This is a genomic window from Shinella sp. 20P9.1.1 (assembly GCF_057798995.1).
Genome location: NZ_JBYOLC010000001.1, coordinates 91,632 through 104,037 on the forward strand (window position 1 = coordinate 91,632; position 12,406 = coordinate 104,037).

Annotated in this window: 10 protein-coding genes; 9 read left to right on the forward strand and 1 reads right to left on the reverse strand. The window is 64.7% G+C overall.

The window, feature by feature from the left end; all coding sequences use genetic code 11:
• The first annotated feature begins 53 nt into the window (after window positions 1–53).
• The 9 genes from AC27VQ_RS00435 to AC27VQ_RS00475 all read left to right on the forward strand — a co-directional run bounded on the left by AC27VQ_RS00435 (window position 54) and on the right by AC27VQ_RS00475 (window position 11,486).
• Window positions 54–1,082: a substrate-binding domain-containing protein gene (locus tag AC27VQ_RS00435; RefSeq protein WP_488714731.1), complete on the forward strand. Its 1,029-nt coding sequence runs from the start codon at window positions 54–56 to the stop codon at window positions 1,080–1,082.
• Window positions 1,083–1,148: 66 nt separating this feature from the next.
• Window positions 1,149–2,675: a sugar ABC transporter ATP-binding protein gene (locus AC27VQ_RS00440; protein ID WP_488714732.1), complete on the forward strand. Its 1,527-nt coding sequence runs from the start codon at window positions 1,149–1,151 to the stop codon at window positions 2,673–2,675.
• A 22-nt stretch (window positions 2,676–2,697) separates the two neighbouring features.
• The gene (locus AC27VQ_RS00445) at window positions 2,698–3,687 is read left to right on the forward strand and encodes an ABC transporter permease (protein ID WP_488714733.1); all 990 of its coding nucleotides are present in this window, start codon (window positions 2,698–2,700) and stop codon (window positions 3,685–3,687) included.
• 1 nt (window position 3,688) lies between these two features.
• Window positions 3,689–4,687, forward strand: a complete 999-nt coding sequence (locus AC27VQ_RS00450; RefSeq protein WP_488714734.1) for a sugar-binding transcriptional regulator — start codon at window positions 3,689–3,691, stop codon at window positions 4,685–4,687.
• Window positions 4,684–5,679 carry an aldo/keto reductase gene (locus AC27VQ_RS00455; protein WP_488714735.1) on the forward strand — a complete coding sequence of 332 codons (996 nt, stop codon included), beginning with the start codon at window positions 4,684–4,686 and terminating at the stop codon, window positions 5,677–5,679. The genes AC27VQ_RS00450 and AC27VQ_RS00455 overlap by 4 nt, the downstream gene beginning before the upstream one ends.
• Window positions 5,680–5,691: 12 nt before the next feature.
• Window positions 5,692–7,440, forward strand: a complete 1,749-nt coding sequence (locus AC27VQ_RS00460; protein ID WP_488714736.1) for a glycerol-3-phosphate dehydrogenase/oxidase — start codon at window positions 5,692–5,694, stop codon at window positions 7,438–7,440.
• Window positions 7,413–8,255 carry a class I fructose-bisphosphate aldolase gene (locus AC27VQ_RS00465; RefSeq protein WP_488714737.1) on the forward strand — a complete coding sequence of 281 codons (843 nt, stop codon included), beginning with the start codon at window positions 7,413–7,415 and terminating at the stop codon, window positions 8,253–8,255. The genes AC27VQ_RS00460 and AC27VQ_RS00465 overlap by 28 nt, the downstream gene beginning before the upstream one ends.
• 79 nt (window positions 8,256–8,334) lie before the next feature.
• The gene (locus tag AC27VQ_RS00470; protein ID WP_488714738.1) at window positions 8,335–9,864 is read left to right on the forward strand and encodes an FGGY-family carbohydrate kinase; all 1,530 of its coding nucleotides are present in this window, start codon (window positions 8,335–8,337) and stop codon (window positions 9,862–9,864) included.
• Complete coding sequence (locus tag AC27VQ_RS00475; RefSeq protein ID WP_488714739.1) at window positions 9,861–11,486, forward strand: GMC family oxidoreductase; 1,626 nt, start codon at window positions 9,861–9,863, stop codon at window positions 11,484–11,486. Before AC27VQ_RS00470 ends, AC27VQ_RS00475 begins: the two co-directional genes overlap by 4 nt.
• Here AC27VQ_RS00475 and AC27VQ_RS00480 read toward each other — a convergent pair.
• The gene (locus tag AC27VQ_RS00480) at window positions 11,483–12,289 is read right to left on the reverse strand and encodes an alpha/beta fold hydrolase (RefSeq protein WP_488714740.1); all 807 of its coding nucleotides are present in this window, start codon (window positions 12,287–12,289) and stop codon (window positions 11,483–11,485) included. The two genes, AC27VQ_RS00475 and AC27VQ_RS00480, sit on opposite strands and share 4 nt — an antisense overlap.
• Between the last annotated feature and the right edge of the window lie 117 nt (window positions 12,290–12,406).

A 12,406-nucleotide genomic window follows, 5' to 3' on the forward strand; every position in this document is an offset into this window, starting at 1 on the left:
AAACCGACGCCCACGGGCTTTTTGGGAGGGGCTTTGCGCCCCGAGGAGGACACTTGCGCACTTTTTTCACGACGACCGCCATGGCGGTCCTTGCGACCACGCTTTTTGCCTGCGCTGCCGCGGCCGAGACGGAAAATCCGTTCCGCTGCAAGCCGGGCGAAAAATACGTCATGAACGTTATGGTTTCGGGCGTCGAATACTGGTTCCCGGTCTATGAAATGTTCAAGCAGGCCGGTCAGCAGCTGGGCTGCGAGACCGAATATACCGGCACGCCGGAATATGACGTCAACAAGCAGATCGCCACCTTCGACCAGGCCTTAGCGCAGAACCCGGCCGGCATTCTCGTGCATCCGATGAACTCCGATCCGTTCATCGAGCCGATCAACCGCGCCATCGACCAGGGCACGGCCGTCGTGACCTTCGCCGCCGACTCGCCGCTCTCCAAGCGCGTCTCGTTCATCACCTCCGACAACACCCGCGAAGGCACCTATGCCGCCGATGCGATCGCCGAGAAGATGGGCGGCAAGGGCGAATATGCGGTCCTCGAAAACCCCGGCCAGGACAACCACGACAAGCGCATCGCCGCCTTCATCGCCCGCATGGAAGAGAAGTGGCCGGACATGAAGCTGGTCGGCCGCGCGGCCTCCAATCAGGATCCGACCAAGGCCTATCAGGGTCTGTCGAGCCTCATCCAGGCCAATCCGAACCTCGGCGCAGTCTTCATGCCGGAAGCCAATTCGGCGATCGGCGCCGCACAGGCCAACAAGGAAGCCGGCGGCAAGGTCCTCGTCATGTGCGCCGACGTCAATGCCAATATCCTCGACATGATCAAGGCCGGCGAAGTCTTCGGCTCGATCAACCCGAATCAGGGCATGCAGGGCTATATGGGCTTCATGCTGCTGTGGCTCGCCAAGCACCCGGAACTCATCGACCCGATGAACGACGCCAAGCGCTCGGGCTTCAACCCGATGAGCATCCCGGTCGTCGACAACGGCCTGTCGATCGTCACGGCCGAAAATGCCGACGATTTCTACTGGGACAAGTACCTGAAGCGCCGCGGCACCAAGGGTATCGAGGAGTAATCTCCCGAGCGAATACCATCCGCGTCTAACGGCGCGGATGGTCTCGGAAGGAGCAGGAGGAAGACGATGGCGGAGCCGGTGCTCACCATTCATGGCGTGACCAAGCATTTCGGAGCGGTGAAGGCGTTGACGGATGTCGACTTCACGCTCGAACGCGGCGAGGTCCATGCGCTCTGCGGCGAGAACGGTGCCGGCAAGTCGACGCTGATGAACATCATCGCCGGCGTGTTGCAGCCGACCGAAGGCGAGATCCGCGTCGATGGCCAGCCGGTGCGCATCACATCCCCCGCCGTCGCCCAGTCGCTCGGCATCGGCCTGGTGCACCAGGAAATCGCGCTCTGCCCGGATGCGACGGTTGCCGAAAACATGTTCATGGCGGCCACCAACCGCCGTCGCTCGCCCTTCATGAATTACCGCGCGCTGGAACGCGATGCGCAGGCCGTGATGAACCGTCTCGCCGCCATCGATGTTCGCCGCAAGGTCGCGGACCTGCCGATTTCCAGCCAGCAGCTCGTCGAGATCGCCAAGGCGCTGACGCTCGACTGCCGCGTGCTGATCCTCGACGAACCGACCGCAGCGTTGACCGAAACCGAGGCGCAGCAGCTCTTTTCCATTGTCCGCGACCTCAAGGCGAACGGCATCTCGATCATCTATATCAGCCACCGCATGGCCGAGATCTTTTCGCTTTGCGACCGCGTGACCGTGTTCCGCGACGGCCGTTACGTCTGCACGGACCGTATTGCCGACGTCACGCCCGACGACGTGGTGCGCCGCATGGTGGGCCGCGAGATCACGCAGCTCTACCCGGACAAGCTCGGTGCCGATGAAGCCTCCGGCGAGACCATCCTTGAAGTTGACGGCATCGGCGACGGCGTGCGCTTCCGGGATGTCAGCTTCGACTTGCACAGGGGCGAAATCCTCGGCATCGGTGGCCTGATCGGTTCCGGCCGCACGGAGATCGCCGAGGGCATTTGCGGCCTTCGCCCGCGCACCACGGGTGCGGTGCGGCTGCATGGCGCGGTGCAAAAGATCAATTCCTATTCCGATGCGGTGAAGGCCGGCGTCGTCTACCTCTCGGAGGACCGTAAGGGCTCCGGCGTGTTTCTCGACATGTCCATCGCGCAGAACATTTCCGTGCTGGATCTGAAGGCGCTGACAAACGCCGCCGGCCTCCTGAACGGCCGTGCCGAGGCGACGCTTGCGGAAGATTTCGCCAAACGGCTCGCCGTTCGCATGAGCGGTGTCGAAGCACCGGTCAAATCGCTGTCGGGTGGCAACCAGCAGAAGGTGGCGATTGCCAAGCAGCTGGCCGTCAATCCGAAGGTCATCCTGATGGATGAACCGACGCGCGGCATCGATGTCGGCGCCAAGACCGAAATTCACCGTCTGCTGCGCGAGCTTGCGCGCTCGGGCATCGGCATCGTCGTCATATCCTCGGAAATGCCGGAACTGCTCGGCCTTTGCGATCGTGTGCTGGTCGTCCGGGAGGGACGCATTGCAGGCGAATTGGGGGCCGATGCAATGTCGGAAGAAGCCGTGATCCGTCTGGCCTCCGGGCTCGGCGCGGCAAGGGCGGCCGATCATGCCGCGTGAGAAGAAACTGGGAGAGCGGGAAATGGCAATCGACACGATGGCGGGTACGGCGCCGAAAACATCGTCCTTCAAGCGCATCGGCTCGATGCGCGAGGCCGGGCTGATCGCGATCATTCTGGCGCTCGGCATCATCATGACCTTCGCCTCGCCGCACTTCCTGACGCTCGGCAATTTCCGCGCCATGCTGATGAGCTTTTCGGTGGAAGGCATCGTCGTCGTCGGCATGACGATCCTGCTCATCGTCGGCGGCATCGACCTTGCCGTCGGCTCCGTCGTCTGCTTTGCGATGGTGCTGTCGGGCTCGCTCTTCCTCGCCGGGCTCGATCCCTGGACGGCCTCGCTGATCGGGATTCTCGCTTCGAGCGCCATCGGCGGCGCCATGGGCTTCTTCGTGACGGTCGTCGGGCTCAACCACTTCATCACGTCGCTGGCGGCCATGGTGATCGTGCGCGGTCTCTGCCTCATCATCACCAAGGGCACACCGCTCTCGCTCTTCACGCTGCCGGCGGCGTTCAAGGAAGTCGGGCAGGGCACCTTCTACGGCATTCCCTATGTCATCCTGATCTTCGTCGCCGTCGTCATCCTGTTCGATTTCCTGCTGCGCCGGGCGACCGCCTTCCGCAAGGTCTTCTACACCGGCAGCAACGAGAAGGCCGCGCTCTATTCCGGCATCAAGACCAATCAAGTGAAGTTCTGGGTGACGGTGCTGTGCTCGACGCTCGCAGGCGTGGCCGGCGTGATCTACATGTCCCGCTTCGGTGCCGCCACGCCCACCTTCGGCGCCGGCATGGAGCTGAACATCATCGCCGCTGCCGTCATCGGCGGAGCCTCGCTCAGCGGCGGCTCGGGCACGGTGCTCGGTGCCATCCTCGGCATGGCCCTGCTCTCGCTCGTCACCTCGTCGCTCATCCTGCTCAATGTGTCGGTCTATTGGCAGGACATGATCAAGGGTTGCATTCTGCTCGCCGCCGTCTCCATCGATCATTTCATGCACAAGCGGAAGGCCAGCTGACATGCCCATTGCCAAACTGAAGCCCGCCCCGCGTGAAGAGATCGTCATCGCCCGCCAGATGCACCAGGCGCTTGTGCTGCACTTCCTGGAAGGCCTGACGCAGGCGCAGATCGCCGACCAGCTCGGTCTGTCGCACGCCACTGTCAACCGCCTCATTAAGCGCGGCCGCCAGCTCGGCCTCGTCGAGATCAAGATCAAGTCGCCGATGGAGCCGCTGGTCGATCTGGAGGAGCGGCTGCTCGCGCTCGGCGGCATCAGCCGCGCCGTGGTGGTGCCGACCGTCTCGGACAATCCGCAGACCGCGCTTCTGGCGGTGGGGGAGGCGGCCGCACGCTTGCTTCTCGAAGAGATCGCCGATGGCGACACGATCTGCATCACTGGCGGCAAGGGTGTCAGCGCCGTCGTCGCCGGTTTGCAGGCCGCACGCCGCTACGATGTCGAGGTCATCCCGGCGACGGGCTGTGTGCAGGGTAAACATTATACCGACGTCAACCACGTCTCGACGCTGATGGCCGACCGCCTGGGCGGCCGCTCCTGGCAGATCCACGCGCCGCTCTTCGCCGACGACGCCGCGCAGCGCGCCATGCTGATCAACATGCGTTCCGTCGCCGATGTCTTCCAGCGGGCGCGGGAGGCGAAGGTCGCGGTGGTGGGCATCGGCTCGATCCTCAGCCAGGATTCGACCTATTACGACCTGCATCCCTCCTCCAGCGAGGACCGAAACGCCATCGAACAGTCCGGCGCGAGCGCGGAACTGCTGGCCCATCTGCTCGATGGCGAAGGCCGGGTCTGCGACTACTCCCTCAACCGCGCGCTCGTCTCGCTGACGCTGACGGAATTCGAATCCATCCCGATGAAGATCGGCGTGGCCAGCGGTCTCAACAAGGCCGGCTCCATCCTCAGCGTGCTGCGCGGCAACCATCTCGACACGCTCGTCACCGACGAGGCGACGGGCGCGCGCATTCTCGAACTGGCATCCGAAGAAGGATTTTCCGCATGAGCGGCGAACAATTGACCCGTCCGATCGGACGTTCCGGCGTCACAGCCTCCGCCGTCGGCCTCGGCACCTGGGCCATCGGCGGCTGGATGTGGGGCGGCACGGACGAGGCCGAATCCATCGCCGCCATCCAGGCCTCGCTCGATGCCGGCGTGACGCTGATCGATACCGCCCCCGCCTACGGCCTCGGCCGCTCGGAAGAAATCGTCGGCAAGGCCATCGCCGGCCGCCGCGACAAGGCCGTCATCGCCACGAAATGCGGCCTCGTCTGGCATACCCAGAAGGGCAAGCATTTCTTCGATCAGGACGGCAAGCCGGTTCACCGTTATCTCGGCCGGGACGGGATCATCCACGAGGTCGAGGAAAGCCTGCGCCGGCTCGGCACTGATTATATCGACCTCTACATCACCCATTGGCAGGACCCGACGACCCCCATCGAGGAGACCGTCGCGGCGCTGGAGGACCTGAAGAAGGCCGGAAAGATCCGGGCGATCGGTGCCAGCAATGTCAACCGGTCGGAACTGGAGCAATATATCCGGACCGGGTCGCTGGATGCGATCCAGGAGCGGTTCAGCATGATCGATCGCGAGATCGAGGCGGACCTGCTGCCGCTCACTATTCAAAACGACGTGGCGACGCTCAGCTATTCCTCGCTGGCGCTCGGCCTGCTCTCCGGCACCATCGGACCGGATCGGGTCTTCGCCGGCGACGACCAGCGCAAGGACAACCCGCGTTTCTCCGTTGCGAACCGGCAGAAGGCGAAGGATTTCTCCGACGCGGTCCGCCCGGTTGCGGAACGGTATAGTGCCAGCATCGCGCAGGTAGTGATCGCTTGGACGTTGGCGCAGCCGGGCGTGACTTTCGCGCTCTGCGGCGCCCGAAACCCGGCGCAGGCGCTCGACAATGCACGCGCCGGAACGCTTCGGCTCGACAAGGACGATCTTGCGGCCATCGACGCCGGTATCGCGGCAAAACTGGTCCATATGGACGGATAACGGACTGTCATCATGAACCGGACAGAGACATTGCACGGGCTCCGCCAGAGCCCGAAGGTGGACGTGTGCGTCCTCGGCGGCGGCATCAACGGGCTCAGCGTTTTCCGCGAGCTGGCGCTGCAGGGCGTCAACGTGCTGCTGGTCGAACAGGCGGACTATTGCTCCGGCGCGAGTGCGGCGCTCTCGCGCATGGTTCATGGCGGCCTGCGCTATCTGGAGAACGGCGAGTTCAGCCTGGTCAAGGAATCGCTCGTCGAGCGCGACCGGCTGCTGCGCAACGCACCACACTATGTTGCGCCCCTGCCGACGACGGTGCCGATCTTCGACACCTTCTCCGGCCTTGCCAATGGCGTGGTGCGTTTCCTCGGCCTCACCCGCCGCCCGAGCCGCCGCGGCGCCATCGCCATCAAGGCGGGCCTCGGCATCTATGATTTCCTGACGCGCAAGCGCGCGCTGATGCCGAAACACGAGTTCCGCAGCCGCAGGGCGACGCTCTCGAAATGGCCGGCGCTTAATCCGTCGATCCGCAATTCCGCGACCTATTACGACGCCTGGGTCAGCCATCCCGAGCGTATCGGCATCGAGTTGTTGCGCGATGGCCTCTCCGTTGGACCGAGTGCGAAGGCGCTGAACTATGCGACGATCGAGGAGGATGGTGCCGGGGCGTTCCTGCTGCGTGACGGCGTTTCCGGCGAGGCGCTGCCCATACAGCCAAGGCTGGTCATCAATGCGACGGGTGGCTGGATCGATATTGCGAACGCCACGCTGTTTTCAAATGAGGCAAGGCCGGCGCCGCTGATGGGCGGCACCAAGGGCTCGCACCTCATCATCGACAATCCCGCGCTGCGAGACATGCTCGACGGCCATATGATCTACTACGAGAATGAGGACGGGCGCATCTGCATCCTGTTCCCCTATCTCGGCAAGGTGCTGGTCGGCTCGACGGATATCCGCGTCGACGATCCCGGCACGGTGCGCTGCGAGGCGGATGAGCGCGACTACATCCTGCAATCGCTCGCCTTCGTGCTGCCGGGCGCAAAGATCCGGCCGGAGGAGGTCGTCTTCCAGTTCGCCGGCGTGCGCCCGTTGCCGGCGAGCAAGGACAGCTTTACCGGCCGCATCCCGCGCGACCATTTCTGCACGATGCTGGACGGCCAGAATGGCGGGCCGCCGGTGCTGTGCATGATCGGCGGCAAGTGGACGACCTTCCGCTCCTTCGGCGAACTCGCCGCCGACATGGCGCTGGACCAGCTGGACATGAAGCGCCGTGTCGATACGGCGGAACGGGCGATCGGCGGCGGGCGCGTCTTCCCGAAAGACCCGGTGAGCTGGATTCGTGACCTTGCCGCATCGACGGGCCTTTCCGTCGCCCGCCTCGCGGTTCTTTTCGAACGCTATGGCACGGAGGCCGAGGACATCGCCCGCTTTATCGCGGCGAAGCCGGATCATCCGCTGCCGCACGCCCTCTACAGCACGCGGGAGCTTCAATATCTCATCCGCGCCGAGGCGGTCGAGCACCTGGACGACCTGCTTTTGCGCCGTACGACGCTGGCGATCTCGGGCGATCTCTCGCTTGCCATGGCCGAGGCGGTGCTGGATCTGCTGACCGCCGAGAAGGGCTGGTCCGCGCAGCGGGCAGCCGAAGAGCGCGGCCGTTTCCTAACCCTCATGGGTGAGCGCCACGGCGTCACCGAACAAACCCTTTCCGCACGGAATGAACACAGGAGTGAAGTATGCGAGACAACCGCAAAGTCCGGATGAACCGGCTGTTCGGCAACGGACGCTGCCTTGACGTGGCGATCGATCATGGCGTCTGCAACGAGCCGTCCTTCCTCGACGGGCTGGAGAATGTGCAAGCCGTGGTGAAGGCGCTGGTCGATGCAGGGCCGGATGCGATCCAGATGAACTACGGCCAGGCCGATCTGTTGCAGGACCTTCCCGGCAAGGACAAGCCGGCGTTGGTCATGCGCATCGACATGGGCAACCCCTACAACCGCATCCGCCACCGCGACATGTGGGCCGTGTTGCAGAACGAGGCCGAGCCGCTGATCGGCGCCTTGCAGATGGATGCGGCCTGCGTGGTCGTGAACCTCTTCATGCTGCCCGACGAACCGGACCTGTTCCGCCAGTGCGTGCAGAATATCGCGCGCGTGCGGGCCGATTGCGAGAAATACGGCATGCCGCTGATGATCGAGCCGCTGGTCATGCAGCCCGTCACCGAGCGCGGCGGCTACATGGTCGATGGCGACGCGGACAAGATCGTCACCCTGACGCGGCTTGCCCGCGAAATGGGCGCCGATATCGTCAAGGCCGACCCGACGACCAACGCGGAGGATTTCCACCGTGTCGTCGAGGCGGCGCGCTGCCCGGTTCTGGTGCGCGGCGGCGGTAAAGAGGACCTTTCCGCGGTCTTTGCGAAATCTGCCGCCTTGATGCAGCAGGGCGCAATGGGCATGGTCTATGGGCGCAACATCTATCAGCACGCCAATCCGAGCGCCGTGGTGCGCGGGCTGATGGCGATCATCCACAGGGACGCGAGCGGCAAGGAGGCCTACGCGCTCTATCAGCAGGGATGAGATGCCTGACGATTGCGGGACATACACGAGGCGATGTCCCGCAATCGCGCGAGTGAAGTGAACCTGGGAGGGGTTCTGCATGCAAAAATATCTTCTGGGGCTCGATGCGGGCAATACGGTCATCAAGGCTGTCATCTTCGATCTCGAGGGCCGTGAGCTCGCCCATGCCGGGGAGGAGGGCCATAGCCGCATGCCGCAGCCCGGCCATGTCGAGCGCGATCTCGGCGAACTCTGGGCGAACGCCCGGCGCGTCATTCGCACCTGCCTCGACAAGGCGGGCATCGCAGCCAGCGATATCGCCGCGATCGGCTGCGCCGGCCACGGCAACGGGCTCTATGCGCTCGACCGGGATGGCGCCCCGCTGATCGGCATCCAGTCGATCGATACGCGTGCCACCGCCCTGGTCGAGGAATGGCTGGCCGAAGGCGTGGGCGACCGCACCCAGGCAATCGCCCGCCAGCGCCCCTGGCCTGCCCAGACGCCGACGCTGCTCGCCTGGCTGAAGCGCTTCAGGCCGGATGTATTCAAGCGCATCGGCACGGTGTTCTATTCCAAGGATTTCGTCGTGAACCGCCTGACGGGCCAGCGTGTCAGCGAGGTCTCCGACATGTCCGGTGCCGGGCTGCTCGATCTGGCGGCCCGTCGTTATGACAGAACGCTGATGGAGGCCTATGGCCTCGGCGATTGCATGGATCTCCTGCCGCCGCTCATCGAAAGCGCTGATATTGCCGGGCACGTGACGGAGGCCGTGGCGGCCGAAACCGGGCTTGCCGCCGGCACGCCCGTCGTAGGCGGCCTGTTCGATGTCGTCGCCTCGGCGCTCGGCTCGGGCGTTTCACGCACGGGCAGCGCCTCGATCATTGCCGGCACGTGGAGCATCAACCAGGTGATCATCGACGGCCCGGATATTAAGGGGCCGGTCTTCATGTCCTCCACCTTCGACCGCAGCCGCTATATGGCGATGGAAAACAGCGCCACGTCGGCAGCCAATCTCGAATGGCTGGTGCGGGAATTCTTCGAGGGCGACCACCATGCCGACATCTCGCCCTTCGACGCCTGCTGCGCGCTTGCGGCGGCCGTCGAACCCGCGGCGGACGATCCGCTCTACCATCCCTATCTCTACGGCGCCCAGCAGGATGGCCATGCACGGGCGGGCTTTTACGGCATGGCCGGCTGGCACACCAAGGGCCACCTGATCCGCGCCCTGCTGGAGGGCGTCGTGTTCGGCCATCGCCAGCATGTCGAGACGATCCGCAAGGCGGGCGCCACTTTTGAAGAGGCTGTGCTGTCCGGTGGCGGTTCGCGTAGCACGCTCTGGCCGCAGATCTTTGCGGATGTGCTCGGCGTGCCGGTCTCGGTTGCGGCTTCGCGGGAGACGGGTGCCCTTGGCGCGGCGATTGCGGCCGGCACGGGCGTTGGCCTCTTCGCCGATTTCACCGCGGGCGCCGAGGCCATGGTGCGGACGGAGCGGCATTACAGGCCGAATGCCGGTCTTGCTGCCCACTATGCGCGGCGCTACGCGCTTTACACGGACATTGCCGAAGCGATGACGCCGCTGTGGCGGCGACTGGCGGCTTCGGAAAAGATGGCAACGGGAGTTGCGGCGTGAACCATCCTGTCAATGAAACGCCTGTCGATGAGGGCACTTACGATTTCATCGTCGTGGGCGCCGGCTCGGCGGGCTGCGTGCTGGCCAATCGCCTCTCGACCGATCCGAAGAACCGGGTCCTGCTGCTCGAGGCGGGCGGTTCGGACCGCTATCACTGGGTCCATGTGCCGATCGGCTATCTCTTCTGCATGGGCAATCCGCGCACCGACTGGATGATGAAGACGGCATCTGAGGCCGGCCTCAACGGGCGTGCGCTCAACTATCCGCGCGGCAAGGTTTTGGGCGGCTGCTCGTCGATCAACGGCATGATCTATATGCGCGGCCAGGCGGCCGATTATGACGGCTGGCGGCAGGCGGGTAATGCCGGCTGGGGCTGGGACGACGTGCTGCCCTATTTCGTGAAGTCGGAAGACAATTATCGCGGCCGGTCGGAGATGCACGGTGCCGGCGGCGAATGGCGCGTCGAGCGCCAGCGCCTCTCCTGGCCGATCCTCGATGCCTTTCGCGATGCGGCGGAAGAACTCGGCATCCGTAAAACCGACGATTTCAACGACGGCGACAACGAGGGTTCCGGCTATTTCGAGGTTAACCAGCGCGGCGGCGTGCGGTGGAACACAACGAAGGCGTTTCTCCGCCCGGCGATGAAGCGCAGGAACCTGCGCGTCCTGACCGGTGCCGAGACGGAACGGCTGGAATTCGACGGCAAGACGGCGACGGGCGTGCGTTTCCGCATCGGCGGCCGGCTTTGTGTTGCCAGCGCCACGCGTGAGGTTGCGCTGTCGGCCGGGGCGATCAACTCGCCGAAAATTCTGGAACTCTCGGGTGTCGGGCGGGCGGACCTGCTGTCCGATCTCGGCATTTTCGTGCAGCACGAATTGAAGGGCGTCGGCGAAAACCTGCAGGACCATCTGCAGATCCGCACGGTGTTCAAGATCGAGGGTGCGCGCACGCTGAACCAGCTCTATCACAACCTCTTCAGCCGCGCCGGCATGGGGCTGCAATATGCCTTCCGCCGCTCCGGCCCGCTCTCCATGGCGCCGAGCCAGCTCGGGATCTTCGCCAAGAGCGATCCGGCCGTCGCCACGGCCGATCTCGAATACCATGTCCAGCCGCTCAGCACCGACCGGCTCGGCGAGCCGCTGCACCGCTATCCGGCCGTCACGGTGTCGGTGTGCAATCTGAGGCCCGAAAGCCGCGGTACGGTGCATGTGACGGCGCGCGATATGGCGCTGCCGCCGGAAATCCGGCCGAACTATCTCTCGACGCCGGGTGACCGGCTGCTGGCGGCCAAATCCATCCGCCATGCGCGCAGCCTCATGCAGGCGAGCGCGATCGCAAAATTCCGCCCGCAGGAAATGCTGCCCGGCCGGGAATACCAGAGCGAGGAGGAACTGATCCGCCGTGCCGGCGATATCGCCACGACGATCTTCCACCCGGTCGGCACCTGCAAGATGGGCAGCGACCCGATGGCGGTGGTGGATGCGAAGCTGCGTGTGCACGGGCTCGACCGGCTGCGCGTCGTCGATGCCTCGATCATGCCGACCATCGTTTCCGGCAACACCAATTCGCCTGTCATCATGATCGCGGAAAAGGCGGCCGAAGCGATGCTGGCGAGGGCTTAGTCCCCGATCCGGTCGAGGAAGCGCAAGACGGCGTCGTTGAACAATGCCGGCCGTTGCAGCGGTGCGAACTGGCTGACGCCGGGCAGGGTGGTCAGCGTAGCCTGCGGGATGGTTGCCGCGAGATAGGCGGCGTGTTCCGGCCGAATGAACTCGTCATGTTCGCCGAGCACGATGGCGACAGGAACCGTGATCCCGGCAAGGTCCGCTGCGGTGTAGTTCGGCTCGGTCTGCATCATCCGGGAAACGTCCGCGACAAAGCCCTCGAAGGCGTCGGGCGTCGCGGACAGGGCCTGATAATCCAGCCGGTGCCGGTGGAAACAGCGGTCGAGCACGGGTGTCGGCTGGAAATCGAGCGTGCCGCTCGGGTCCATGTTGCAGGCAAAGAAAAAGACGCCGCTGACGCGCTCCGGATGCTGGTCGGCGAGGATCAGCGCCGTGCAGGCGCCGTCGCTCCAGCCGACGAGGCTGGCCTTGTCTATTTTAAGATGATCCATTACCGCCAGCACGTCGCCGGCCATGCGGACATAGCCGAACGGCCCGGCATCGCGGGTGCTGCGCCCGTGGCCGCGGCTGTCAATGACGACCACCGTACTGCCTGCCGCGACGAGGGCCGGCACCTGCTTGCCCCAGTTGCCGGCATGGCCGAGCCCGCCATGCAGCAGGATGACGGCCGGCCCGGCGCCGAAGGCGGCATGCCAGATGCGCGCGCCGTCGTTTTCGACATAGCCTTCCATCCGCGGCGCCGGCAGCGGCGGCGCGCCGTCCCGTTCGAAAGAGATGAGGTCGTCGTCGGTCTTCGGCATCGGTTTCTCCTCCCGCTTTCGCCAAGGACGCACGGTCCGGCCGTCTTGCGACATCGTCCGATGAAAAATCTGCGGTGAGCCAGTCGCGAAATCCTGCCCGGAGCAGCGCGGCATTTG

Coding starts and splice junctions, on each gene's coding strand:
- AC27VQ_RS00480 (WP_488714740.1), bottom strand. CDS start 12,289: ATGCCGAAGACCGACGACGACCTCATCTCTTTCGAACGGGACGGCGCG.
- AC27VQ_RS00470 (WP_488714738.1), top strand. CDS start 8,335: ATGCAAAAATATCTTCTGGGGCTCGATGCGGGCAATACGGTCATCAAG.
- AC27VQ_RS00455 (WP_488714735.1), top strand. CDS start 4,684: ATGAGCGGCGAACAATTGACCCGTCCGATCGGACGTTCCGGCGTCACA.
- AC27VQ_RS00450 (WP_488714734.1), top strand. CDS start 3,689: ATGCCCATTGCCAAACTGAAGCCCGCCCCGCGTGAAGAGATCGTCATC.
- AC27VQ_RS00460 (WP_488714736.1), top strand. CDS start 5,692: ATGAACCGGACAGAGACATTGCACGGGCTCCGCCAGAGCCCGAAGGTG.
- AC27VQ_RS00465 (WP_488714737.1), top strand. CDS start 7,413: ATGCGAGACAACCGCAAAGTCCGGATGAACCGGCTGTTCGGCAACGGA.
- AC27VQ_RS00445 (WP_488714733.1), top strand. CDS start 2,698: ATGGCAATCGACACGATGGCGGGTACGGCGCCGAAAACATCGTCCTTC.
- AC27VQ_RS00440 (WP_488714732.1), top strand. CDS start 1,149: ATGGCGGAGCCGGTGCTCACCATTCATGGCGTGACCAAGCATTTCGGA.